Source organism: Pseudomonas sp. 29 (assembly GCF_002754355.1).
Lineage (GTDB): Bacteria > Pseudomonadota > Gammaproteobacteria > Pseudomonadales > Pseudomonadaceae > Aquipseudomonas > Aquipseudomonas neuropathica.
In genome coordinates this window covers 5,125,832-5,150,981 of sequence record NZ_PEEY01000001.1, presented here as the reverse complement: position 1 = coordinate 5,150,981, position 25,150 = coordinate 5,125,832, and the positions used below count along the sequence as shown (strand labels likewise).

Annotated in this window: 21 protein-coding genes and 4 tRNA genes; 4 read left to right on the top strand and 21 right to left on the bottom strand. The window is 59.9% G+C overall.

Annotation, left to right across the window (positions count from 1 at the left end):
- Positions 1-6 precede the first annotated feature (6 nt).
- The 3 genes from CLU80_RS23795 to CLU80_RS23785 are packed head-to-tail and all read left to right on the top strand — an operon-like array spanning position 7 to position 1,339.
- Entirely contained in the window at positions 7-618 is a 612-nt protein-coding gene (locus tag CLU80_RS23795) for a lysozyme family protein (protein ID WP_205125807.1), read from the top strand.
- Complete coding sequence (locus CLU80_RS23790) at positions 615-950, top strand: hypothetical protein (protein WP_259698345.1); 336 nt, start codon at positions 615-617, stop codon at positions 948-950. The genes CLU80_RS23795 and CLU80_RS23790 overlap by 4 nt, the downstream gene beginning before the upstream one ends.
- A 53-nt stretch (positions 951-1,003) precedes the next feature.
- On the top strand, positions 1,004-1,339 hold the full coding sequence (locus CLU80_RS23785) for a hypothetical protein (protein WP_286079765.1): 336 nt from the start codon (positions 1,004-1,006) through the stop codon (positions 1,337-1,339).
- Positions 1,340-1,482: 143 nt separating this feature from the next.
- Here the strand turns inward: CLU80_RS23785 and CLU80_RS23780 are convergent.
- Positions 1,483-1,559 (bottom strand) — tRNA-Val (locus CLU80_RS23780).
- A gap of 183 nt (positions 1,560-1,742) precedes the next feature.
- Between CLU80_RS23780 and CLU80_RS23775 the strand changes: the two genes are divergently transcribed.
- Entirely contained in the window at positions 1,743-3,026 is a 1,284-nt protein-coding gene (locus tag CLU80_RS23775) for an NAD(P)/FAD-dependent oxidoreductase (RefSeq protein WP_093432114.1), read from the top strand.
- A 47-nt stretch (positions 3,027-3,073) separates the two neighbouring features.
- Here CLU80_RS23775 and CLU80_RS23770 read toward each other — a convergent pair whose 3' ends face one another.
- The 20 genes from CLU80_RS23770 to leuB all read right to left on the bottom strand — a co-directional run bounded on the left by CLU80_RS23770 (position 3,074) and on the right by leuB (position 25,131).
- Positions 3,074-4,045 (bottom strand): XdhC family protein, encoded by a 972-nt coding sequence (locus CLU80_RS23770; protein ID WP_099758542.1) that lies wholly within the window; start codon positions 4,043-4,045, stop codon positions 3,074-3,076.
- Position 4,046: 1 nt separating this feature from the next.
- The gene (locus CLU80_RS23765; protein ID WP_099758541.1) at positions 4,047-5,282 is read right to left on the bottom strand and encodes a c-type cytochrome; all 1,236 of its coding nucleotides are present in this window, start codon (positions 5,280-5,282) and stop codon (positions 4,047-4,049) included.
- 2 nt (positions 5,283-5,284) lie between these two features.
- A complete protein-coding gene (locus CLU80_RS23760) occupies positions 5,285-5,824 on the bottom strand; it encodes a (2Fe-2S)-binding protein (RefSeq protein ID WP_038369461.1) in 540 nt (179 codons plus the stop codon).
- Positions 5,817-8,648, bottom strand: a complete 2,832-nt coding sequence (locus tag CLU80_RS23755) for a xanthine dehydrogenase family protein molybdopterin-binding subunit (protein WP_099758540.1) — start codon at positions 8,646-8,648, stop codon at positions 5,817-5,819. The genes CLU80_RS23760 and CLU80_RS23755 overlap by 8 nt, the downstream gene beginning before the upstream one ends.
- A 411-nt stretch (positions 8,649-9,059) precedes the next feature.
- Positions 9,060-9,136, bottom strand: a tRNA-Asp gene (locus CLU80_RS23750).
- A 93-nt stretch (positions 9,137-9,229) separates the two neighbouring features.
- Positions 9,230-9,306 (bottom strand) — tRNA-Asp (locus tag CLU80_RS23745).
- Between the two features lie 56 nt (positions 9,307-9,362).
- Positions 9,363-9,438, bottom strand: a tRNA-Val gene (locus CLU80_RS23740).
- 215 nt (positions 9,439-9,653) lie between these two features.
- A complete protein-coding gene (locus tag CLU80_RS23735) occupies positions 9,654-10,430 on the bottom strand; it encodes an SDR family oxidoreductase (protein WP_093432102.1) in 777 nt (258 codons plus the stop codon).
- Positions 10,427-11,638, bottom strand: a complete 1,212-nt coding sequence (locus CLU80_RS23730; protein WP_099758539.1) for an O-succinylhomoserine sulfhydrylase — start codon at positions 11,636-11,638, stop codon at positions 10,427-10,429. The genes CLU80_RS23735 and CLU80_RS23730 overlap by 4 nt, the downstream gene beginning before the upstream one ends.
- A gap of 73 nt (positions 11,639-11,711) precedes the next feature.
- A complete protein-coding gene (purF, locus tag CLU80_RS23725; protein WP_016984539.1) occupies positions 11,712-13,217 on the bottom strand; it encodes an amidophosphoribosyltransferase in 1,506 nt (501 codons plus the stop codon).
- Between the two features lie 41 nt (positions 13,218-13,258).
- Complete coding sequence (locus tag CLU80_RS23720) at positions 13,259-13,819, bottom strand: CvpA family protein (protein ID WP_007913461.1); 561 nt, start codon at positions 13,817-13,819, stop codon at positions 13,259-13,261.
- Positions 13,820-13,917: 98 nt separating this feature from the next.
- Complete coding sequence (locus CLU80_RS23715; protein ID WP_093432096.1) at positions 13,918-14,568, bottom strand: SPOR domain-containing protein; 651 nt, start codon at positions 14,566-14,568, stop codon at positions 13,918-13,920.
- Positions 14,552-15,859: a bifunctional tetrahydrofolate synthase/dihydrofolate synthase gene (gene folC, locus CLU80_RS23710; RefSeq protein WP_099758538.1), complete on the bottom strand. Its 1,308-nt coding sequence runs from the start codon at positions 15,857-15,859 to the stop codon at positions 14,552-14,554. Before folC ends, CLU80_RS23715 begins: the two co-directional genes overlap by 17 nt.
- Positions 15,856-16,776, bottom strand: coding sequence for an acetyl-CoA carboxylase, carboxyltransferase subunit beta (gene accD, locus CLU80_RS23705; RefSeq protein ID WP_007913458.1), 921 nt, complete (start codon positions 16,774-16,776; stop codon positions 15,856-15,858). Before accD ends, folC begins: the two co-directional genes overlap by 4 nt.
- Positions 16,777-16,980: 204 nt before the next feature.
- Positions 16,981-17,607: a phosphoribosylanthranilate isomerase gene (locus CLU80_RS23700; RefSeq protein WP_099758537.1), complete on the bottom strand. Its 627-nt coding sequence runs from the start codon at positions 17,605-17,607 to the stop codon at positions 16,981-16,983.
- A 65-nt stretch (positions 17,608-17,672) separates the two neighbouring features.
- Positions 17,673-18,497, bottom strand: coding sequence for a tRNA pseudouridine(38-40) synthase TruA (gene truA, locus CLU80_RS23695; protein ID WP_034152768.1), 825 nt, complete (start codon positions 18,495-18,497; stop codon positions 17,673-17,675).
- A 269-nt stretch (positions 18,498-18,766) separates the two neighbouring features.
- The gene (locus CLU80_RS23690) at positions 18,767-21,406 is read right to left on the bottom strand and encodes a motility hub landmark protein FimV (RefSeq protein WP_099758536.1); all 2,640 of its coding nucleotides are present in this window, start codon (positions 21,404-21,406) and stop codon (positions 18,767-18,769) included.
- 208 nt (positions 21,407-21,614) lie between these two features.
- Positions 21,615-22,625, bottom strand: coding sequence for an aspartate-semialdehyde dehydrogenase (locus CLU80_RS23685; protein ID WP_099758535.1), 1,011 nt, complete (start codon positions 22,623-22,625; stop codon positions 21,615-21,617).
- Positions 22,626-22,869: 244 nt separating this feature from the next.
- The gene (gene asd / locus CLU80_RS23680) at positions 22,870-23,982 is read right to left on the bottom strand and encodes an aspartate-semialdehyde dehydrogenase (RefSeq protein WP_007913448.1); all 1,113 of its coding nucleotides are present in this window, start codon (positions 23,980-23,982) and stop codon (positions 22,870-22,872) included.
- A 66-nt stretch (positions 23,983-24,048) separates the two neighbouring features.
- The gene (gene leuB / locus CLU80_RS23675; protein ID WP_099758534.1) at positions 24,049-25,131 is read right to left on the bottom strand and encodes a 3-isopropylmalate dehydrogenase; all 1,083 of its coding nucleotides are present in this window, start codon (positions 25,129-25,131) and stop codon (positions 24,049-24,051) included.
- Between the last annotated feature and the right edge of the window lie 19 nt (positions 25,132-25,150).

Here is a 25,150-nt window from a genome sequence, read left to right as displayed (position 1 = left end):
ATCAACGTGACAGACGTGATCAGCCCCAATGGCAAAAAAATGTCGCCCAGACTCACAAGAGCGGTGACCCCGATAAAAGACACCACCGCGAAAACGATGTTGCTGTCAGTCAAGCAAGAGAAACGACGGGCGGAAAATGAAGAGTATTTGAAGAACAAGAACGTGAAGGCTTTTCTGGATACCATTTCAGAGGCCGAGGGCGGTGACTACCATGCCAAGTTTGGTTATGGATGGGCTCGCGGAGACTGGAAGTTTACGGATGAATCAACGCATCCTGGAGCAGGGTTCGGCGGATCGACCACAGCGTCAGGCAGGTATCAGATCACCAAGTCCACATGGAAATTGCAATGCACCACAGCAATGGGCTTGACTGATTTTTCACCCCACACTCAGGATTTAACTGCAATCGAGATCCTTCGATCGGTAAAGGCAATTGATCCAATCGTAAATGGCGACATCAAGGATGCAATTCACAAGGCATCTGGCCAGTGGGAAGCCTTACCCATGGGCCCAGGCCAAGCCAACCGCCCGCTGAATGGAAAGCCCTCCGGCCAAAAGTACATGCCCTATGACGACGTCGTGTCGACTTACAAGAAATTTGGCGGGACTGCGAAATGAGAACACATCTGTTCGTATCTTTATTGCTTTGCTTCAGCTGCACCTTTGCCAGCGCAACAGAAATCCCGATAAAAGAAGGCATGCCTTTTTTGTCAGCGAGGAAAGAACTCCTTAAAAAAGGCTGGAAACCAAGTATTTCTAAAGAGATGCAGCCTGTTGGAACGGCCGTAGAACTTAAAAACAGGGGAATCATTGAAATCGAACGATGCACTCAAGGCGTGCAGTATTGCGTGTTCCACTACAAGAAAAACAAGCAATGTCTGGGCGTCACCACAACTGGCGAAGAGGTAGAGGAACTTGTTGTTGATGCCTGGGATTTTAAGTGCCAATGACCCTTTCAGATTTTTGATGCGCGCATAGGGCGAACCTTAACGGACTCCGAAAAATGCAAACTTATGCGATCACCTGTGTTCTTCTCGCCTGCATCAGCTTCTTTGCCAGTGCCACTGAGCTCCCCATAACGAAGGGGATGCCGTTTCTGGCCGCTCGAAAGGCGTTGATCAAGCAGGGCTGGATTCCGGACCCAACGGATGAAACGGCCCCCGACGGCGCCATGAAGACGCTTAGAAACATAGGCCTTCTTGAAGTAGAGCGATGCACGGAAGGCGTTCAATACTGCGAGTTCAACTATAAGAAAAACGATGCATGCCTGGTCGTCAGCACGATAGGTGAGAAGGTAAAAGACATGAGAGTCGACGCTTGGAATATTGAATGCCAATAATCCCCTACAGGCACAACAGCACTCCCGGCGCCCAGATGAACACACCCGAGACCTTTTGAGCACTCCGCACAAATCGCAGACAACAAAAAAGGGCCCACCTTTCGGTGAGCCCTTCCAGACCGCCCAGCAGAGCGGATTTTGTTTGGTAGGCGCGATTGGACTCGAACCAACGACCCCCACCATGTCAAGGTGGTGCTCTAACCAACTGAGCTACGTGCCTGCTGTGAGGCGGCATTCTACGGAATTCCGGAGGGGTGTCAACACCTTTTTTTCACCTAACCCTATGAATATGCAAAATATTTAATTTCGGCTCGCCGACGCAGATTTTCCGGTGGCTGGCGGAGGTTTTTCAACTCGGGTAGGATCGACGCACTCGTAAAATATATTAAACAGAGGCTGCAGGATGGCGAACACCCCTTACCCAGAGTCTTATTACGCTGCGTCGGCCAATGCCGTACCGCCCCGCCCTGCCTTGCAGGATGATGTGGAGACGGACGTCTGTGTGATCGGCGCCGGGTATACCGGATTGTCCTCAGCGCTGTTCCTGTTGGAGAACGGTTTTCGCGTCACCGTGCTGGAGGCGGCCAAGGTCGGGTTCGGCGCCTCCGGGCGTAATGGCGGGCAGATCGTTAACAGTTATAGCCGTGACATTGATGTGATCGAACGCAGCGTCGGACCGAAGCAGGCGCAACTTCTCGGGCAGATGGCATTCGAAGGCGGCCGGATCATTCGCGAGCGCGTGGCCAAGTACAACATCCAGTGCGACCTGAAGGACGGCGGCGTGTTCGCGGCGCTGACGGCCAAGCAGATGGGCCACCTGGAATCGCAGAAGCGCCTCTGGGAGCGCTTCGGTCATACGCAACTGGAATTGCTAGATCAGCGCCGCATTCGCGAAGTGGTTGCGTGCGATCAGTACGTCGGCGGCATGCTCGACATGAGCGGTGGGCACATCCACCCGCTGAACCTTGCGCTGGGCGAAGCGGCGGCGGTCGAGTCTCTCGGCGGCACGATCCATGAACAGTCACCCGCCGTGCGCATCGAGCGCGGCGCCAACCCGGTGGTGCACACGCCGCAGGGCAAGGTCAGGGCCAAATTCATCATCGTCGCGGGCAATGCCTACCTCGGTAATCTGGTGCCGGAGCTTGCGGCCAAATCGATGCCGTGCGGCACGCAAGTCATCACCACCGAGCCACTGGGTGACGAACTGGCGAAAGCGCTGCTGCCGCAGGACTACTGCGTTGAAGACTGCAATTACCTGCTCGACTACTACCGCCTCACGGGCGACAAGCGCCTGATCTTCGGCGGCGGTGTGGTGTATGGCGCGCGCGACCCGGCGAACATCGAAGCGATCATCCGCCCGAAAATGCTCAAGGCCTTCCCGCAGCTCAAGGATGTGAAGATTGACTACGCCTGGACCGGAAATTTCCTGCTGACCCTGTCGCGCTTGCCACAGGTCGGGCGCCTGGGCGACAACATCTATTATTCGCAGGGTTGCAGCGGCCATGGCGTGACCTACACGCATCTTGCAGGCAAAGTGCTGGCCGAAGCGCTACGCGGTCAGGCCGAGCGCTTTGATGCGTTTGCCGATTTGCCACATTACCCGTTCCCCGGCGGGCAGTTGCTGCGTACGCCATTTGCGGCGTTGGGCGCTTGGTATTACGGCTTGCGCGACAAATTCGGGATGTAAAAAAGGGCCGCTGAACAGCGGCCCTTCTTATTCAACACCGAACGGTTTCAGAGTTGGTCTCGGGCAATCCCGTTACGGATTCGCAAGATATCCGCCAGCACCGCCAAGGCAATTTCCGCTGGCGTCTTGCTGCCGAGGTTAAGACCGATCGGCGCATGAATCCGCGCCAACTCCGCCTCGCCCAAGCCGCCAATTCGACGCAAACGCTCGAAGCGCTTCTGTGACGTCTGCAGCGAGCCCATCACGCCAATGTAGAACGCTTCGGTGCGCACCGCTTCCATCATCGCCAGGTCATCGATACGCGGATCGTGAGTGAGCGCTACGACTGCGGTATCACGATGACAGCCACCGTCAGCAATAAACACCGACGGCAACTGCCGACGAATCTCCACGCCATCCAGCACCACGCCTTCAAGCACCTCGTCGCGCGGATCGCAGAGAATCACCTCAAAACCCAATCCAACGGCAAACTCGGCACACGCTTGCGCCACACTGGAATACCCGGCGAGCAACAAGCGCTGCGCCGCGCCGACACGAACGCGCACCCGATCAATCTCACGCTCGATCCGCGCGCCCCGCTCGCGATCAGCGAACAGACTGCGTGCACCGCTGGCCAGATCGACCTCGCGAATCAAGCGGCGCTGACCGAGCAGCGCCGACTCCAATTCACGCAGATGCGCCTGTACCTCGCAGTCGGCGTCAAATTTCTCTACCAGCACATCGAGAATTCCGCCACAAGGCAGGCTGACCCGCGAGCGCGGATCATCACCCTCGCCGTAACGCACGACGTTGACCGCATCGAGAAACGCACCTTCGGCGACGCGCTCGAGAAAATCCTCCTCGACGCAGCCGCCGGACAGCGAACCGATCCACTGTCCGCCATCGTTCACCGCCAGCAGCGAACCCGGCGCACGCGGTGCCGAACCATAAGTCGTCAGCACGGTGCAGAGCCAGATGCGCTGCCCCGCCACCGACCACTCCAGCGCTCGCCGCACCACTTGTAGATCGAGATGCTGCATGTCAGTGCGCCTTGTGCTCAATGGACGGTGCGTCGGCTTGCAGCTTCTGCACTTCACTCACCGCCAACTCAGCGGATTGACCACCCCAACCTTGACGCAGGTAGTTGAGCAGATCAGTCAGTTGCTCAGGACTGAGCTTGCCAGCGAAGCCCGGCATCGGTTGCATGCGCTCGAACCCGGAAAACTTCTGCTCGCCGATACCATCCTCGATCACGCGCAACAGGTTGCGTGGGTCTTCCAGGCGCAACGTGGTATTACCGCGCATGGCCACCGCGATATGCGGCTTGCCTTCGCCACCGACCGCATGGCAACCGGCGCAGACGTTCAGGTATTCCTGCTGGCCGCGCTGGGCGCTGGCGCTGAGTTTCTCGACTGGCACTTCAACGAGGGCTTTGGCTGCCGGCGGTTTGTCGCCGAGCAGGAACGTCGCCATGGCCGCCAGATCGGCATCGCTCAGGCCTTGAGTGCTGTTGTGGAACACCGGGAACATCTCGTTGAACATCGTCCCTTGCGCGCTCATGCCGTGCTTGAGGAACGTGCCCAGATCCTGCTCGTTCCAGCCGCGCGCGGCCAGATCAGTGGCCAGCAGGCTCGGTGCCAGATAACCATTGAGGATGCCGCCAGTCAGACGCTTGTCCAGCTGCATTGCGCCCGGCAGGCCGCGCGGTGTGTGGCATTCGCCGCAGTGACCGAGTACTTCGACCATGTACTGGCCGCGCTTCCAGGCTTCGCTTTTGCCTTCGGCCGGCTCCAGTTTCAGGGCTTTGCCGTACATCATGTTCCAGCCGATCAGGCCCGGACGCACGTTAAACGGGAAGCTCAGGCTGGTGACCGGGGCTGCACGCTCGATCGGCTCGATGGTTTTCAGATACGTATGGATCGCATCCGAGTCTTCACGCGGCATCAGGTGATACGAGGTATACGGCATCGCCGGATACAAATTCGCGCCATCGCGACGCTTGCCTTCAGTCAGCGCCGCGAAGAACTCATCATCGTTGTACAAACCGATGCCGTGCTCTTTGCTCGGGGTGATGTTGGTGCCGTAGATCGTGCCGAACGGCGAGACGATCGGCAGGCCGCCAGCAAACGGCGCACCGCCGGGTGCAGTGTGGCAAGCCATGCAATCGGCGGCGCGGGCGAGGTATTCGCCGCGCTTGACCTGGTCATCGGCGTGGGCAAACAACAGCGGCGCAGCAAGGCCGACCGCCAGGGTCAGGCGGGTCAGTAAAAGCTTCATGCTTAACCCTCCTTGACCAGGCCGAGATCGGTCAGCACGTTGCGGGTGGCGTTGTAGTAACGCACGTACCCGGTGCAACGGCAGACGTGATGGCCGAGGCTGTCCTCGATGACTTGTTCGAGCTTGCTTTGCACGGTCGGCTGGCGCTGCAGCTTCTCGACCAGCACGGTCGCGGCGTTGACGAAGCCTGGTGCGCAGTAGCTGCACTGGAAGGCGAACTCGTCGACGAAGCGTTGCTGGATCGGATTCAGCTCGGTGACCTGACCGCTCTCGTCACGCTTGGCGTGAGATTCGATGGTGCGGACTTTCTTGCCTTCGAAGTAGTGCGCACCAGTGATGCAGGTGCGTACTTCTTCACTGGTCCCGTCCGGGTTATCGACGATCACCACGCAGGCGTGGCAGATGCCCTGGCCGCAGCCCAGGCGCGAACCGGTGAGGTTCTTGTATTCGTGCAGGTAGTCGATCATCGGCAGGTCATCAGGGATGTCCACCGGGCCGACGGATTGACCATTGAGGGTCAGTTGAAGCGGACGGTTAGCCATTGAGGGCCTCCTTGATGCGCGCAGCAGTGATTGGCAGATCGCGAACACGTTTACCGATGGCGTGCGCCACGGCGTTACCGATGGCACCGACAATCGGGATCATCACCACTTCGGCGATGCCTTTGGACGGATCACTTGGCGACAGCGCCGGCAGAATCTCCGACGTCTGTTTCCATACGGCAACGTGACGCGCCATCGGCAAACGGTAACGGTTGAAGTTCCAGTCACCCTCTCCCGGTCCACCTTCATACAGCGGCATTTCTTCCATCAAGGCGTGGCCGATGCCCATGGCGATACCACCTTCGAGCTGGCCCTTGACCAGTTCCTCGACCAGCACCCGACCGCACTCGACCCACGAATGGTGGTTGAGCACTTCGACTTCCGCCGAGCCTTTGTTGACCTTCAGTTCGACCAGTGTCGCGACCGGGCTGTAGTAAGTCACGGCAGCGTTGTTCAACTGGACAACCGGGTAATTGATGTTCTGGCGATCCAACAGGTGGAAACCAGCGGTGTTCATCAGCGCCTTCTTCGCCTTCGGCGCGCCATCGCCATATTTCACCGCCAGACCGTCGAGCGGCAGACGCTCGCGCACGCCGTCGATGCTGTATTCGGCCTCGGCCCAGCTCCAGCGGTTGAATGCGTGAACGGTAGCGCCGGTCACCAGACCACGCTCATGAGCGTGTTTGGCCAGCTCTTCGAAGCTCAACGGTTGCATGCCGTTGGCCGTGAGTTTGCCGTCGACCCAATGCGCATCTTCGCGACGCACCACGTAAGGGTTGGCTTGACCGCCATAAGGGCCCTGACGCCAGATTTCCATGGCCGCCGGCCACAAGCCGTTGTTGAACAGCACGCGTGCCGCTTCACGGGTGGCGTGACTGAAGTAGTACGCCGAGTTGGTCGCCGACGAGGCCGAAGCCAGTTTGCCGACCCAGCGCGGGTTGCGCAGCAGGCTGTCCTGCTCGGCCTGGCTCATGATGTAAGGGTTGCCGCTGGTGATCAGCTGCATTTCCTTCCACTCGGTTTCGCCAGTCTTCACTTCGTGCGCCGGGCTGCCGAGGAAATCGGCAACCACTAGGGCTTGCGAGGTGGACATGCCGGTGCCGATTTCAATGCCGATGTGGCGCAGAGTGATGCGACCGTCAGCCGTGAATTCGATGCTGGCCATCGGCGCTTCAGAACCGGTGCCGAAGTCTTTCTGGCAAATGGCAAAACCGACGCCGTACCAGTTGTCCGGGTCTGCCGCTTCGCGTTGTTTCTTGATCGCGTCGCGGTTTTTCCAGACTTCGTGCACCGAGGCCTTGTCGAGAATTTCATGCAGGCGCAAGGCACCGGCCGGGATCGCGCCCTGGGTGTTTTTCATGCCGGAACGCAGGGCGTTCTTGCGACGCAGATCGATCGCATCGACACCAAGGCGATTGGCGATTTCGTCGACCATCATCTCGGTCGCCGCCATGCTTTGCAGGGTGCCGTAACCGCGCATCGAACCCGCCTCAACACCACGCGAGTGATAGGCGGTGACTTGCAGGTCGTTCTGCGGCATGTAGTAGATCGACTGCGCGGCTGTTGCACCCACTGCGGCTACGGATGGGCTGTAATTGATCCGGCCGCCACCGTCGACGCTCATTTCGGCACGGAAAATCTTGAAGGTGTAGTCATTCTTGTCCACGGCCAACTGGTAGCGGATGTCGAACGGGTGGCGCTTGATGCCACTCTGGAACTGCTCGTAGCGGTCGTTGGCCAGACGCACCGGCACACCTGCGCCATACAGCGCCGCGAGGGCTGCGTAGTAGACGAAGATGTTGTGGTCTTTGGAACCGTAACCGACGGTGTAACCCGGGTGCATGTTCAGGTTGTCGAGGCCGAAACGCGACGGCGCGATCATCTTCGCGGTTTCGGTCGCTGCCTCCAGCGGGCACTGGGTGGCCACGACGAAATGCAGGGTCTTGGTTTTCGGGTCATACCAGCCGTTGCCGTTGTCCGGCTCCATGGCGGCCGGCTCGATCGACGGGGTCTTGTAGCGCTCGTCGAACACCAGCCAGTTGTCCGACGGCGTATCGATCTCTTGCTTCATGCGGTCGGCGTAGAACAGGCCGCGCTCGGTCAGGTTGCCGTGCAGGTTCGGCTGGGAATTCCACACCGGACGACGGTTCTTCAGCATCGGGAACAGGATCGAGTCTTTGAGGCTGGCGAATTCGTCTTCGTCGGCCGAGGTCGCGCCGCCCACACGTACGTAGCGGAAGCTGCCATACGGATCGCCTTCGTAGAACGGCGCTACATTGCCATAGCGGATTGCTTTGTCATTGAATTTGAGTTTGTTCTTGGCCTGGCGGAAACGCTCGAAATCGTTCCAGATCAGGATTGCCACCGGGTGACCGATGAACATCGGCACTTTGCCTTCTGGCAGCAGTGGATCCGGCGCGTGCTCTTCGGGGAAGACGATGCCGTCCTTGTCCAGATCAGCGGCAGTAACAATGCGGTCAGGCTGCAAGTCAGCGCCAAGCCACGACAGGTCGTAGCCGTCGTAGATGCGGTCAGCCTTGATGGTTTTCAGCAGCATGGCGTGGCCTTGCTGTTCAGGCCAGCCCGGCATGTCCTTGGAACGGATGTCGCGGGCAAAGACTTTGCTGCCGCAGACCTTGGACAGTGCATCGTTACGCTGACGCGCCTTGCCGTTGTTGCCGAGCCACTTCTCGGACGGCACGGTGACGGTGTTTTCCATCAAGGCTGCCAGCGCCTGACTGCTGAGCGGCGTGAGCGTGACGCTCACACCCGCCACCAGCCCGCCCTGGAGGAACGAGCGCCGGGATATTTCACGGTTGGACATGGATCATCCTCTGGGCGGTTATGTGTCCGCCCTTCTGGTTATCTACTGGGGAATCTCGAGTCTTGCAGAAGCCTTTCTTGGCTAAACGAAAGGCGTGATGACAGTGCAAAGCTGACCGAAAGGTTAACTTTAAAGGTTTCTGCGCTCGCAGCAAACAACCAGTTACAAAAATTTGACTAAAGGATCAGAAAATCAATGCGACGTGGCACCGCAGGAGCTCGTTGAACATACCAACGCTCCCACATGGGGATTTGTGTCGAATTCAGAATCAGGGGGAAGGAGCAGAGGGTAAAGCCAAATTTCAGACACAAAAAACCCCGGTCTTTCGACCAGGGTCTTTGCTATCGATTCCGAATCAGCCAACGGCTGTTTTCGGTGCTTCAAGGCGTTCAGTGGTCCTTGGAGCAGATATGGCGCAGCGGACGGGACTCGAACCCGCGACCCCCGGCGTGACAGGCCGGTATTCTAACCGACTGAACTACCGCTGCGTATCGCTTTGAGCTTGCGCTCAAGTAACTCGTTTTGACTGCAAGCTTCGGTGCTTTGCAATCGCGAACCAGACAAGTCTGATTCGTAAAATATGGCGCAGCGGACGGGACTCGAACCCGCGACCCCCGGCGTGACAGGCCGGTATTCTAACCGACTGAACTACCGCTGCGCGTCGGTGCAGGCACTTTCAGCCTACGCTCTTGCTTACGCAAGTCTCTCGGGGAGTGGTGGGTGATGACGGGATCGAACCGCCGACATTCTGCTTGTAAGGCAGACGCTCTCCCAGCTGAGCTAATCACCCGTTTGCATCTCCGAGGCCGCGAAATTTACGCAGGTAGCGAACCTAAGTCAATAGCAGGATTGAAGTTTTTCTGAAAAAGACGAAATTGTTTCGATCCTGCAAGACCGCCTTCGCGAGCAAGCTCGCTTCCACAGGGGATTGCATTCAAATGTGGGAGCGAGCTTGCTCGTGAAGGCGTCAGTTCATTCAACGCAAATTCAGGCGAAAAAGGCGACCTACTCGCTGTAGATCATCTTTTTCGTCATGCCGCCATCAACGACGAATTCCTGTCCGGTAACAAACCCGGCATTCCTTGACAGCAACCAGGCAACCATCGCCGCCACATCCTCGACCGTCCCCACCCTGCCCGCAGGATGCTGAGCATGGTCGGCATCGGCCAACGGCTCAGCGCGACGCGCAGAAGGATCACGCGCATCAATCCAGCCCGGACTGACCGCGTTGACGCGAATCTCCGGCCCCAGACTGATCGCCAGCGCATGCGTAAGCGCCAGCAAGCCGCCCTTGCTCGCCGCATAAGCCTCGGAGTCCGCTTCCGACTGCCGCGCACGAGTAGAGGCCAGATTGACGATCGAACCGTTGTGCGCACGCAGATACGGCGCACAGTGCTTGGCCAACAGCATCGGCCCACTGAGATTCACCGCCAGCACCCGATTCCAGTAAGCCAGATCGAGGCTTTCCAGTGTGATGTTGTGCGGATCAGCGACCGCCGCGTTGCACACCAGCGCATCGAGACGACCAAACTGACCCAGCACCTCAGCCACGCCGAGCGCCACCTGACTTTCCTCGGCAACGTCCATGGCAATGAACCAGGCATTTTCGCCCAACACCTTCGCCACTTTCGAACCGCGCGCCCGATCCAGATCGGTCAACACGACTTGCCAGCCCTCGCTGATCAGCCAGGCAGCGATGCCCAGACCGATACCGCGCGCAGCACCCGTGACCAGCGCGACGCGGCCATGGGTACCTGCTGTCGGCGTAGACAACTCGATCACAACGCGGCCAGACCGCGCGCCAGGTCGGCTTGCAGGTCGGCGACGTCTTCCAGACCGACCGCGATGCGAATCAGACTGTCACGGATGCCCGCCGCTTCACGCTCTTGCGGCGCCAGACGGCCGTGAGAGGTGGTGCTCGGGTGCGTGATGGTGGTTTTGCTGTCACCGAGGTTGGCGGTAATCGAAATCAGTCGGGTCGCATCGATGAAGCGCCAAGCGCCCTCTTTGCCGCCCTTGACCTCAAAGCTTACAACCGCACCGAAGCCCTTCTGCTGACGCTGAGCCAATTCGTGCTGCGGATGGCTCTTGAGGCCGGCGTAATGCACCTTCTCAATGCCGCCCTGCTGCTCCAGCCATTCGGCTAGCGCCTGAGCATTCGCGCAGTGCGCCTTCATCCGCAGGTTCAGGGTTTCCAGACCTTTGAGAAAGATCCACGCGTTGAACGGGCTCAGGGTCGGCCCGGCAGTGCGCAGGAAGCCGACGACTTCTTTCATCTGCTCACTGCGACCGGCCACCACACCGCCCATGCAACGGCCCTGGCCATCGATGAACTTGGTCGCCGAGTGCACGACAATATCTGCACCCATTTTCAGCGGCTGCTGCAACGCTGGCGTGCAGAAGCAGTTATCGACGACCAGCATCGCGCCTTTGGCGTGAGCAATTTCAGCCAGTGCAGTGATGTCGACCAACTCGGCCAACGGATTCGACGGTGACTCGACAAAGAGCAGTTTGGTGCTGGATTTGATTGCCGCATCCCAACCCGACAGGTCGGCCAAAGGCACGTAATCCACTTCCACACCGAAACGCTTGAAGTACTTCTCGAACAGGCTGATGGTCGAACCGAACACGCTGCGCGAAACCAACACATGGTCGCCGGCACTGCACAGGCTCATCACCACCGCCATGATAGCGGCCATGCCGGTTGCGGTCGCAACGGCTTGCTCGGCACCCTCCAGCGCAGCAATGCGCTCCTCGAACGCGCGCACGGTCGGGTTGGTATAACGCGAGTAAACGTTACCCGGCACTTCCCCGGCGAACCGTGCGGCCGCGTCGGCAGCGGTGCGGAACACATAGCTGGAGGTGAAGAACATCGGATCACCGTGCTCACCTTCCGGCGTACGGTGCTGACCGGCACGTACGGCCAGGGTATCGAACGCTACGCCTTCGAGGTCGCTGTCCAGCCGACCGGCATCCCATTCCTGACTCATGCTGTCACTCCTTGCCGTATTCTCGAAAATTGAAAGTCAGATACAAAACCGGCCCCTCAGGGCCGGTGATAACTCAGTTGTTGTACAGATCGATGATCGCACTGACCGCCTGGGTCTTGACCTTCGAGGCATCGTTGCGTGCCTGCTCGATCTTGTCCAGGTAAGCCTCGTCGACGTCACCGGTAACATACTTGCCGTCGAACACCGCGCAATCGAAATTCTCGATCTTGATCTTGCCGCCGCCAACCGCTTCGATCAAGTCAGGCAGGTCCTGATAGATCAGCCAGTCAGCGCCGATCAGATCCGCCACGTCCTGAGTCGAACGGTTGTGTGCGATCAGTTCGTGCGCACTCGGCATGTCGATGCCGTAGACGTTCGGGAAGCGTACCGCTGGCGCTGCCGAGCAGAAGTAGACGTTTTTCGCGCCGGCTTCGCGGGCCATCTGGATGATCTGCTTGCACGTGGTGCCGCGCACGATCGAGTCGTCGACCAGCATCACGTTCTTGCCGCGGAATTCCAGCTCGATGGCGTTGAGCTTCTGGCGAACCGACTTCTTGCGCGCCGCCTGGCCGGGCATGATGAAGGTACGACCGATGTAACGGTTCTTGACGAAACCTTCGCGGAATTTCACGCCCAGATGGTTGGCCAGCTCCAGTGCCGCGGTACGGCTGGTGTCCGGAATCGGGATAACCACATCGATGTCATGCTCTGGACGCTCGCGCAGGATCTTCTCGGCGAGTTTCTCACCCATGCGCAGGCGAGCCTTGTAGACCGACACGCCGTCGATGATCGAGTCCGGACGCGCCAGGTAGACGTGTTCGAAAATGCACGGGGTCAGGGACGGATTGGTCGCGCACTGACGGGTGTGCAGCTTGCCGTCCTCAGTGATGTAGACCGCTTCGCCCGGCGCCAGGTCGCGAATCAGGGTGAAACCGAGCACGTCCAGCGAAACGCTTTCGGAGGCGATCATGTATTCAACGCCTTCGTCAGTGTGACGCTGACCGAACACGATCGGACGAATGCCGTGCGGGTCACGGAAACCGACGATGCCATAACCGGTGACCATCGCCACAACGGCGTAACCGCCAACACAACGGTTGTGCACGTCGGTCACGGCGGCAAACACGTCTTCTTCGGTCGGTTGCAGCTTGCCGCGCTGGGCCAGCTCGTGAGCGAACACGTTGAGCAGCACTTCCGAGTCGGAACTGGTGTTGACGTGACGCAGATCGGATTCGTAGATCTCTTTGGCCAACTGCTCAACGTTGGTCAGGTTACCGTTGTGCGCCAGAGTGATGCCGTAAGGCGAGTTGACGTAAAACGGTTGGGCTTCGGCCGAAGTCGAGCTACCCGCGGTCGGGTAACGGACGTGGCCGATCCCCATGTGGCCGACCAGACGCTGCATGTGACGCTGTTGAAACACGTCACGCACCAGGCCATTGTCCTTGCGCAGGAACAACCGGCCATCATGGCTGGTCACGATACCGGCAGCGTCCTGGCCGCGGTGCTGGAGCACGGTTAGCGCGTCATACAGCGCCTGATTGACGTTCGACTTACCGACGATACCGACGATGCCACACATGCGACGCAACCCCTACTTAATGGATCTGAACTGAACAACACTCACTGAGGCGTTTTCGCCGACGGCAAGAGTTGCTCCTTGAACGGAATATCAGCGGGTACGCTGATTCCGCTGGCAAGCCACTGACTGCTCCACCCGAGAATCAGGTTTTTGGACCAATCAGCGACCAATAGAAATTTTGGTACGAGCTGTGATTCTTTCCACCACCCGTCCTGCTGTACCGGCCCCAGGCTCAACAGCCCGACCGCCACGACCACCAGCAACACGCCACGCGCTGCGCCGAAGGCCATGCCGAGGAATCGATCGGTCCCAGACAACCCGGTGACGCGAACCAACTCGCCGATAAGATAATTGATCATTGCGCCCACGATCAGTGTGGCGACAAACATGATGGCACAGCCCGCGATCACGCGAGCCGATGGGGTTTCGATGTATCCGGCGAGGTACTCGGACAATGAGCCACCGAACATCCAGGCGACGACTCCTGCGATGATCCAGGTCACCAGCGATAATGCTTCCTTGACGAAGCCGCGGCTCAAACTGATCAAAGCGGAGATGGCGATGATTGCAACGATCGCCCAGTCAACCCAGGTAAATGGCACAGTGCAGCCTACAGACGGATAAGGCGGCGCATTTTAGCAGAGCGCATGCCTCTCGGTAAGCTGCGATTGTCAGTGCATTTCAATCGAGGCGATAGTTTTTAACCACGCTCGGGCTGGAAGCGCACGACAAAGCCCTTGAGGTTCTGCTGACGACCCAACAGATCACGCAGACGATCGGCTTCGGCACGCTCGATCAGCGGACCGACAAACACCCGATTCTTGCCATCGGCCGAACGGATATAGGCGTTGTAGCCTTGGCTGCGCAGGGTTTTCTGCAAACTCTCTGCACTGGCGCGACTCGACAGACTGGCCAACTGCACCGACCAGCTCACCGACAGGCCATTGGCATCGACGCGGCTTTGCGTGGTGTCCGGCTTGGTCGAGGACGCAGTGATCGGCTGAGCAGGAGCCGGAATCGGCTTGGCCACCGCCGGCGGCGCAACAGGCTTGGTGATCATGATGGGAGCCGTCGGCGTCGCGGCGACGGGCGCAGCAGGCGCTGTGTCTTCGGCGACTTCTTCATCAGTCGGCACCGGCTCTTGCGGCAAGGCTTGCGGCTCGGGAACAGCCACCGTCTCCATCTGCACTTGCGGCACGACAGGCGCTTGCGGCGCGGCGGGTGCTTCGACGGTCACCTGACGTTGCTCGTCCTGACGGGAAAACAGCATCGGCAGGAAAATCACTGCCAGCGCGACCAGCACCAAAGCGCCAACCATGCGCTGCTTGTACGCTTTATCCAGCAAAGCCATTTGCCGCTTCCTCCGTGGAGCGCCGGGCCAGCCATTCAAGGGCCTCGGCGACACAATAAAATGATCCGAACAACAGAATCTCGTCGTCACTGGCGGCTACTGCGCACTGCCCTTCCAGCGCAGCGGCGACACTGTCGTAAGACGTGACCGACGCACCAAGGTTCTGCAATGCAGCGTTTAATTCAGCCACCGGACGGGCACGCGGAGAATCCAGCGGCGCCACCGCCCAATGCTCGACACTAGCATTCAATTCGCTGACAACACCATCCAGATCCTTGTCGGCCAACAGACCAAACACCGCCAGGCGCTTGCCGACCGGTGGTCGCGAGGCCAGACGACGAGCCAGATACTCGGCGGCATGCGGGTTATGCCCGACATCCAGCAACAGGTTCAGACGCTTGCCGTTCCAATCGAACGAGCGGCGATCCAGTCGACCGACCACACGAGTCGCCTGCAAGGCCGCGACAATCTGCTGCGCATTCCACGGCAAACCGAGCAGCAAGTACGCCTGCAACGCCAACGCGGCGTTCTCCATCGGCAGATCAAGCAGCGGCAAGTCACGCAATTCGACAACCTGACCCCGCGCGTCGGTGCCGCGCCACTGCCAGTGCTGATCGGTGATCCCGAGGTCGAAATCACGACCACGAAGGAAGAACGGACAGGCCAGCTCACGCACTTTATCGAGCAACGGCTGCGGAGGATTCAGATCGCCGCACAAGGCAGGTTTGCCCTGACGGAAAATTCCGGCTTTCTCGAAAGCCACGGATTCGCGGGTGTCGCCCAGATAATCGGCGTGATCGACGCCAATACTGGTAACCAGCGCGATATCGGCATCGACCACGTTGACCGTGTCCAGCCGCCCGCCCAGCCCGACTTCCAGCACCACCGCATCCAGCCCGGCCTGCTGAAACAGCCAGAACGCCGCGAGGGTGCCCATTTCGAAGTAAGTCAGGGAAGTGTCGCCGCGCCCGGCCTCGACTGCTGCGAAGGCTTCGCACAGCTGCGCGTCAGTGGCTTCGACGCCATTGAGCTGCACCCGCTCGTTGTAACGCAGCAGGTGCGGAGAATTGTAGACACCAACGCTCAGGCCCTGCGCCCGCAGCAATGAAGCCACGAATGCGCAGGTCGAACCCTTGCCGTTGGTGCCGGTGACCGTGATCACCCGAGGCGCCGGCTGGCCCAGCCCCATGCGGGACGCTACCTGTTGTGAACGCTCCAGGCCCATGTCGATGGCCGAAGGATGCAACTGCTCAAGGTAGGCGAGCCATTCGCCAAGGGTGCGCTCGGTCATAGGCCAGCAGGGACCGGTGGAACCACGATCGGCTCGATTGGCGCGGCGACGAATTTCGGCGTCGGCTTGCCAGTCATTTGTGCCAGCAGGTTACCCAGACGCGGGCGCAGTTCCTGACGGTGGATGATCATGTCGATCGCGCCGTGTTCCAGCAGGAACTCGCTGCGCTGGAAGCCTTCCGGCAGTTTCTCACGCACGGTTTGTTCGATAACGCGCGGACCAGCGAAGCCGATCAGGGCTTTCGGCTCACCGACGATCACGTCGCCAAGCATCGCCAGACTCGCCGAAACACCGCCGTAGACCGGGTCGGTCAGCACGGAGATGAACGGAATGCCTTCTTCACGCAGACGCGCCAGCACTGCCGAGGTCTTGGCCATCTGCATCAGCGAGATCAGCGCTTCCTGCATGCGCGCACCACCGGAGGCGGCAAAGCAGATCATCGGGCAGCGGTTTTCCAGCGCGTAGTTGGCGGCGCGAACGAAGCGCTCACCGACGATGGCGCCCATGGAACCGCCCATGAAGGCGAATTCAAAGGCCGAAACCACCACTGGCATGCCCAGCAAGGTGCCGCTGACGGAGATCAGCGCGTCTTTTTCGCCAGTCTGCTTCTGGGCAGCGGTCAGGCGATCCTTGTACTTCTTGCCGTCGCGGAATTTCAGACGGTCAACCGGCTCCAGATCGGCGCCCAGTTCGTTGCGACCTTCAGCATCGAGGAAGATGTCGATGCGTGCACGCGCGCCGATGCGCATGTGATGGTTGCATTTAGGGCAAACGTCCAGGGTCTTTTCCAGCTCTGGACGATACAACACCGCCTCGCAAGACGGGCATTTGTGCCACAGACCTTCAGGGACCGAGCTCTTCTTGACCTCGGAACGCATGATCGAAGGGATCAGTTTGTCTACTAACCAGTTGCTCATGCTTTCTTTCTCCAGTACCGGCGGCCCGAACGCTCTGGTTCGCAGCCCCGCGTATGCCCTTCAGCTAAATTCATGTGTGTGGCGATGGTTGGTGGAAAGCCACGGTCAGCGCGAAACATGACCTGCGTGCGATCCAGAAACCCTCAGCCGCGCCTGCTTTGTGCAAGTGCATTGATGGACGGCGGCAGACTGCCAGCCGTCACATCAATATGGCGCTTTGCGTACCGCGTTGATGAACGCGCGAATCTTTGCGTGATCCTTGATGCCTTTGCTCACCTCTACCCCACCGCTGACATCTACCGCGTACGGTTTTACCCGAGCCACGGCGTCTGCAACGTTCTCCGGGGTCAAACCACCCGCGAGAATCAACGGCTTGCTCAAACCTTGCGGAATCAATGACCAGTCGAAGGCCTCGCCGGTTCCGCCCGGTACGCCTTCGACATAAGTGTCGAGCAGTACACCGCTGGCGCTCGGGTAGGCATCCACCGCTGCGGCAATATCATCACCCTCCTTGACCCGCAACGCCTTGATGTACGGGCGATGCCAGCCTTCGCAATCTTCCGCGACCTCATCACCATGGAACTGCAACAGATCCAGCGGCACGGCATCGAGGATTTCCCCCAACTCGCAGCGGCTGGCGTTGACGAACAGGCCCACGGTGGTCACGAACGGCGGCAATGCCTGAATAATCGCTCGCGCCTGCTGCACCGTGACCGCACGCGGACTCTTGGCATAGAACACGAACCCGATCGCATCCGCCCCGGCCTCAACGGCGGCCAGCGCATCTTCTATGCGGGTAATCCCGCAGATCTTGCTGCGAACGGCTGACATATCGAGAAAAACTCCGAGGCAAAATCCGGGAAAGTCCCGGATGGTAACAAAAGCGTTCGAGGGCGTCAGCCGTCAAGTTCGGAGAAACCCGTAAGGAAATGTGGCCCGATAAAACGCTCGGGCAACGGGAATTCGTCGTGGTACTCAACCTGCACCAGATACAAGCCGTACGGATGTGCCGTAACGCCACCGGAACGGCGCTCGCGACTTTCCAGCACTTCCTTCATCCACTCGACCGGGCGCTCGCCGGCACCAATGGTCATCAACACGCCAGCGATATTGCGCACCATATGATGCAGGAACGCATTGGCGCGAATATCGAGCACGATCATCTTGCCGTGACGGGTCACGCGCAGGTGATGCATCTTCTTGATCGGCGACTTGGCCTGGCACTGGCCGGCACGGAACGCACTGAAATCGTGGGTGCCAATCAGGTACTGCGCAGCCTCAGCCATGCGCTCGACGTCGAGCGGGCGGTGGTTCCAGGTGATTTCTTCGTTGAGATGCGCCGGGCGGATCTGATCGTTGTAGATCACGTAGCGATAGCGACGGGCGATGGCCTTGAACCGCGCATGGAAATGCGCTGGCATCACCCGCGCCCAACTGACACTGATGTCGTGAGGCAGATTGATATTGGCGCCCATGACCCAGGCTTTCAGCGAACGATCGACGGTCGTATCAAAGTGCACCACTTGCCCGCAGGCATGCACGCCGGCGTCGGTGCGTCCGGCGCACTGCAGCGAAACCGGTGAATTGGCGACTTTCGACAGCGCTTTTTCGAGTTCTTCCTGAACCGTTGCCACACCCGTCAACTGACGCTGCCAGCCGCTGTAGCGCGAGCCTTTGTACTCAACGCCCAGCGCGACGCGGTAAAAGCCGTCGGGGGCCATTTCGGCGACCGGGTTATCTATGTTTGCCAAGGTGGGACAGCCTGCTGTTTGTGCAAAGGCGGGCATTATAAGGCTGTGGTTCAGGGATGCCAGAGTTCTCTATTGGCAGTTCTGGCCCTATCGCGAGCAGGCTCACTCCTACAGGGGAACGCATTCCAAATGTAGGAGTGAGCCTGCTCGCGATAGCAATCATTCAGACACCACTGAATCCGGCACAAACAAAAACGGCAGCCTCAATGGGCTGCCGCTTTCGTTTACCGCTGGCCTTACTACAAGCTCGAGAGCATTTCCTTGGCCTCGCCACGTTGTTTCTCGTCACCCTCGGTCAACACTTCGTTGAGGATGTCGCGCGCACCATCGCTGTCGCCCATGTCGATGTAGGCCTGAGCCAGATCGAGCTTGGTCGCCGCTTCGTCGGTGCCGGCGAGGAAGTCGAAATCATCTTCGCCCAGATCATCACCCTTCATTGCATCGGCTTCGGTGAAGGTCGGTTCGGCGATGCTTTGCGACAGGCGATCCAGCTCGGCGTTGACGTCATCCAGCTCAGCCGCGAACGCATCCGGTTCGGCCGCTGGATTGCTGTCCATTTCGTCGGCCAGCGACAGATCGAAATCGGCCGGCAGCTCCAGATCATCTTGTGGCACGTCAGCCACCACTGGCGCCTCGACCGGCGGCAGATCCTTCACGCCTTCGTCCAGGTCCAGCAGGAAGTCATCGTCCGCCAGATCAACCGCTGGAGCTGCCGACTCGGCACCGAGGTCCAGATCGAGGTCGAAGTCCGACAGATCATCCAGATTCTCTTTGATGTCGGTCTGCTGTTGCAGCACCGATTCGAAGCTCAGGTCGTCGTCCGCCGGGAATTCGTCCAGCTCGACCGGCGCTTCAGGCTCAACCACCGGCGCAGGCTCTACCGGCGTGATGTTGTCGAGATCGTCCAGGCTCAGATCAAACGCGCTGTCGAGGTCATCTTCCACCGGCGCTGGCGCCGGTGCTTCAGGCTCATCGAGCAGCAGATCCTTGACGTATTGCGCATCCAGCTCGGCAGCCACGGCGGCAGCGGCCAGACCACTGGCAGCGACGACGGCCATGGCCGGGAAGCGGCTTTTCAGTTCTTCGACCTTGGCGAAGTTGTCGCCGTTGGCCACCAGCTGACGCTCCTGACCGACGAACGCGTCGCGGTCGCCCTGCTGACCGTAGACTTCCATCAGCTTCAGACGCAGATCACTGCGCTGCGGCTCCAGGCTGACGCCCTCTTCGAGCAGCGCGGCAGCCTGATTCAGGCGACCGGCGTTGATATGCGACTGCGCCTTGTCGAGCACGTCATCGGATCGCTCGGCGGCGGGAGCTACCAGCGGCGCGGCAATCGGCTCAGCCATCACGATCGGGGCGACTACCGGAGCCACTACGGGTGCAGGTGCCGGAGTGCTGAGCTTGACGCTCGCCGCCGGGGTTTCCAGACCTTCGAAGCTGCTTTCCGGCAGATCCTGCTCGGCGGAGAACTCTTGCTCTTCCGACAGCGCGCGGGCCATGCGCATGTGTTTCTCGGCCTCTTGCTGTGCTTTGCGGCGACGCGCCAGCAGCAACAACAGGAGCAGCAGAACCACAGCACCGCCACCCACCAGACCCAGCAGGATCGGGTTGGTCAGCAGTTCGTTAAAGGTTTTCTCGTCTTCGACCACCGGTTTCGGCGCGACCACTGGCTCGACGACTGGCGTTTCAGCCGGTGGTGCAATGGCGGACTCTGGCGTCGGCGCTGCGTCTGCCGGAGTAGCTGGCGGGGTGGCGGCGAGCTCAGCCGTGATTGCAGGCACCGCCGGTGCGGCAGGATTGGTGGCCGGCGCAGTGCCCGCGCCTTCAGCTTGCAGTTTTGCCAACTGATTGTTCTTCAGCTCGATCAGCTTTTGCAGCTTGTCCAGCTGACTCTGCAGATCGGACATGCGGCTTTTCAGTTCCTCGTTGTCACGACGGGTCGTGTCGAGGCTTTCCTGAGTGACCGCGAGCTTGTTGCTCAGTGCCTTGGCATCACCTGCCGGGCCTTTGCCGCGCGCCTTGGCGCTTTCAGCGGAGACCAGGCTCAGATTGTCCTGGGCGTTCTGTGCTGCACCGGTGTTACCGCGACCACGGTTGGTCGCATCGAGCTGCTGCTGACCAGTGCCCGGTTTGGCCACATAACGACGACCCTGACGCCAGGCTTCGTTTTGCGCTGCCACTTCGGCAATCGCTTTCGACTGCGGCAATGCCGTGCTTTGCACCGCATCCGGCAGACGCAACACCTGGCCGGTTTTCAGGCGGTTGATGTTGCCACCGATGAATGCATCCGGGTTCAGCGCTTGAATAGCGAGCATGGTCTGCTGCACCGAGCCGCCGGTACGCGCCTTCGCGGCGATTTCCCACAGGGTATCGCGCGGCGTGGTGGTGTATTGCGTCGGGTGCGTGGCGCCAGTGGTCGGCGCGGCGATGGTCTGCGACGGCGCTGGCTGTGCGGCGGCGTCAGCGGTCTGTGGCGAGAACTTCGACGGATCCAGCAGCACGCTGTAGTCGCGCAGCAGACGGCCGTTCGGCCACATCACCTGCACGAGGAATTTGACCATCGGCTCCGACAGCGGCTTGCTCGACGTTACGCGCAGCACGCTTTTGCCGCTGGCGTTGAGCACCGGGGTAAAGGTCAGATCGTTGAGGAAGGCCTGGCGGTCGACGCCGGCCTTGGCAAAATCTTCGGGTGAAGCCAGGCTCGGCACCACTTCGGCAGCAGTGAGATCCTTGACGTCGAGCAGCTCGATTTCAGCCACCAGCGGCTGGTTCAGGGTCGACTTCAGGGTCAGCTCCCCGAGCCCGAGGGCATGCGCCATACCGGAGGACAGCGCCGAGGCGGCCGCTATTGCTAACACCAGTTTGCGAACTTGAACCATAGCCTCATCCTTTGTTTGAACGTTCCTCGGCCAGCGAGAAGATGTTGAATACCGCTGCCGTAAGGCATTGCGCGCGACGACGACAGATGTCGCGCGCGATCATTTCTTTGATGCCCCGGAAAGTCCCGGAGGGTGACACGTTATCAAGCAATCTGGGCAAGCATAGCGCTCACCTAGAATCAGTCGACAAATTGTTGCCAAGTATCTTTTACAGCAGGTCTTTTATCAACAATTCAGCCACCTGCACAGCGTTAAGGGCCGCGCCTTTGCGTACGTTATCTGACGTCAGCCACAGATTTAGTTCCGCCGGATCGTCGACACCGCTGCGCACGCGACCGACATAAACCACATCCTGCCCTACCGCGTCACCGACCGCAGTCGGGTAATCACCGGCCTCGACCAGCTCGATACCCGGCGCATCTTCGAGTGCAGCGTTGACTTTTGCCAGGTCGACAGCCGACGTTGACTGCAAGGTCACGCTAAGGCTATCGCCAAAAAACACCGGGGCTTGAACGCAAGTTGCGGAAATCTTTAATAAAGGCTTGGCCAGCACCTGACGCAACTCGCGCACCAGACGTTTTTCCAGCAGCGTATGGCCCTGCGCGTCGGGCATGCCGACCTGAGCCAGCAAGTTGAACGCCATCTGCCGATCAAAGAACGTCGGCTCCAATGGACGCATGTTCAGCAGCTCGGCGGTCTGCCGCGCCAGCTCGGTCACGGCTTCGCGTCCCTGGGCGGAAACGGCCAGATTGGCGGTGACGTTGACATATTGCAGGTCAAGCAGATCAAGCAGTGGCGCCAATACCACGGCGAGCGAAGTGGCCGACGGGCTTGGGCTGCTGATCTGAAACGGCGCTTTCAAACCAGCGAGCACTTCGGCGTTGGCTTCGGGTACTACTTGCGGCGCCTGATCGGCCGGCAGCGCGCCGGACAAGTCGATCAGCGAGCAACCGGCGGCGTGGACACGGGCGGCGTAGCTCAGGGTAATCGCCGGGCCTGCGGCGAAAAACACCAGTTTGACCTTGCTGAAATCGAACTCGTCGACTTCGCGAACGCGCACGTTCTTGTTGCGGTACAGCACCGAGCTGCCGGCGGATTCGCTGCTCGCCAGCAGGTGCAGGGTACCGACCGGGAAGTCGCGTTCTTCGAGAATCTGCACGAGGGTTTCGCCGACAGTACCGGTGGCGCCGATCACGGCAATATCTAGGGTCTGGGTCATGGTGCGAGCCTCTGGCGAAACGGGGGGAGCGGCACTTTACCGGGTGACTGGCGCACAGGCAATTTCTGCCCACCCAGATCGTTCCCACGCTCTGCGTGGGAATGCCACATCGGACGCTCTGCGTTCGGCTTGTAAAGGGACGCGGAGCGTCCCGGGATGCATTCCCACGCAGAGCGTGAGAACGATCGGCATAAAAAAACCCGCACCTCTTTCAAGGCACGGGCTCTTTCATTGCCGCAAACGATCAACGCTCAAGCAAAATCCGCAGCATGCGACGCAGCGGTTCGGCCGCGCCCCACAGCAGTTGGTCACCGACGGTGAAGGCACCGACGAACTGCGAACCCATGTTCAGCTTGCGCAGACGACCCACCGGCACATTCAGGGTGCCGGTAACCTTGGTCGGGCTCAGCTCCTGCATGCTGATCTCGCGCTGGTTTGGCACCAGTTTGACCCAAGGGTTGTGCTGGCTGATCAGCCCTTCGATATCGGCGATCGGCACGTCTTTGTTCAGCTTGATGGTCAGCGCCTGGCTGTGGCAACGCATGGCGCCGATGCGCACGCAGATGCCGTCGACCGGGATCGGGCTCTTGAAGCGGCCGAGGATCTTGTTGGTCTCGGCCTGGGCCTTCCACTCTTCGCGGCTCTGGCCGTTCGGCAGTTCCTTGTCGATCCACGGGATCAGGCTACCGGCCAGCGGTACGCCGAAGTTTTCGGTCGGGTACGCTTCGCTGCGCATGGCATCGGCCACGCGACGGTCGATGTCGAGGATCGCGCTGGCCGGATCAGCCAGTTGATCGGCGACAGCGGCGTGGGTCGCGCCCATTTGCTTGATCAGTTCACGCATGTTCTGCGCGCCGGCACCCGAGGCCGCCTGATAGGTCATGGCGCTCATCCACTCAACCAGACCGGCTTCGAACAGACCGCCCAGGCCCATCAGCATCAGGCTGACGGTGCAGTTGCCGCCGATGTAGTTCTTGGTGCCCGCGTCGAGCTGCTGGTCGATGACCTTGCGGTTGACCGGATCGAGAATGATCACCGCGTCATCGTTCATGCGCAGGCTCGAGGCCGCGTCGATCCAGTAACCCTGCCAGCCGGCTTCGCGCAGCTTGGGGAACACTTCGCTGGTGTAGTCGCCGCCCTGGCAGGTCAGGATCACGTCGAGGGTCTTCAGCTCGTCAATGCTGTAAGCATCCTTGAGCGGAGCAATGTCCTTGCCCACGGACGGGCCTTGGCCACCGACGTTGGACGTGGTGAAAAACACCGGCTCGATTAGATCGAAATCCTGCTCTTCCAGCATCCGCTGCATGAGCACGGAACCGACCATCCCGCGCCAACCGATCAGACCTACACGTTTCATCGCAACTACACCTTCTTGAAAAGTGGGCCGCTGCTTTGTATTGAATTTCGCAGCGGGCCCGAGAGATTACAGATTCCGCAGCGCGGCGACTACTGCGTCGCCCATTTCCTGCGTACCGACTTTGGTGCAACCGGCCGAATAGATGTCGCCAGTACGCAGCCCTTGATCAAGGACAACGCTGACAGCTTTTTCGATAGCATCGGCCGCGTCGTGCAGATTGAAGCTGTAACGCAGCATCATCGACACCGACAGAATGGTTGCCAACGGGTTGGCGATGCCTTTGCCAGCGATGTCCGGCGCCGAACCGTGGCACGGCTCGTACATGCCCTTGTTGTTGGAGTCCAGCGAGGCCGACGGCAGCATGCCGATGGAGCCGGTGAGCATCGACGCTTCGTCGGAGAGGATGTCGCCGAACATGTTGTCGGTGACGATCACGTCGAACTGCTTCGGCGCGCGCACCAGTTGCATGGCGGCGTTGTCGACGTACATGTGGCTCAGTTCGACTTCCGGGTAATCCTTGGCCACTTGCTCGACCACTTCACGCCACAGTTGGCTGGACGCCAGCACGTTGGCCTTGTCCACCGAGCAGAGCTTTTTGCCACGGACCATGGCCATGTCGAAACCGACACGGGCGATGCGGCGGATTTCGCTTTCGCTGTACGGCAGCGTGTCGTAGGACTGACGCTCGCCGTTTTCCAGGGTACGGGTGCCGCGTGGCGCGCCGAAGTAGATGCCGCCGGTCAGTTCACGGACGATGAGGATGTCCAGGCCAGCAACGATTTCCGGCTTCAGGCTCGAAGCATCGGCCAGTTGCGGGTACAGAATCGCCGGACGCAGGTTGCCGAACAGGCCCAGCTGCGCACGGATTTTCAGCAGGCCACGCTCAGGGCGGATGTCACGCTCGATGGTGTCCCATTTCGGGCCGCCAACGGCGCCCAGCAACACGGCGTCCGCAGCGCGAGCGCGGTCGAGGGTTTCATCGTCCAGCGGCACGCCGTGCTTGTCGATGGCGGCGCCACCGATCACGTCATGGCTCAGCTCGAAGCCCAGGCTGTATTTGTCGTTGGCCAACTCCAGCACCTTGACCGCTTCGGCCATGATTTCCGGACCAATACCGTCACCTGGGAGAATCAGAATCTGCTTGCTCATGCTTTCCTCGTGTCTTCAG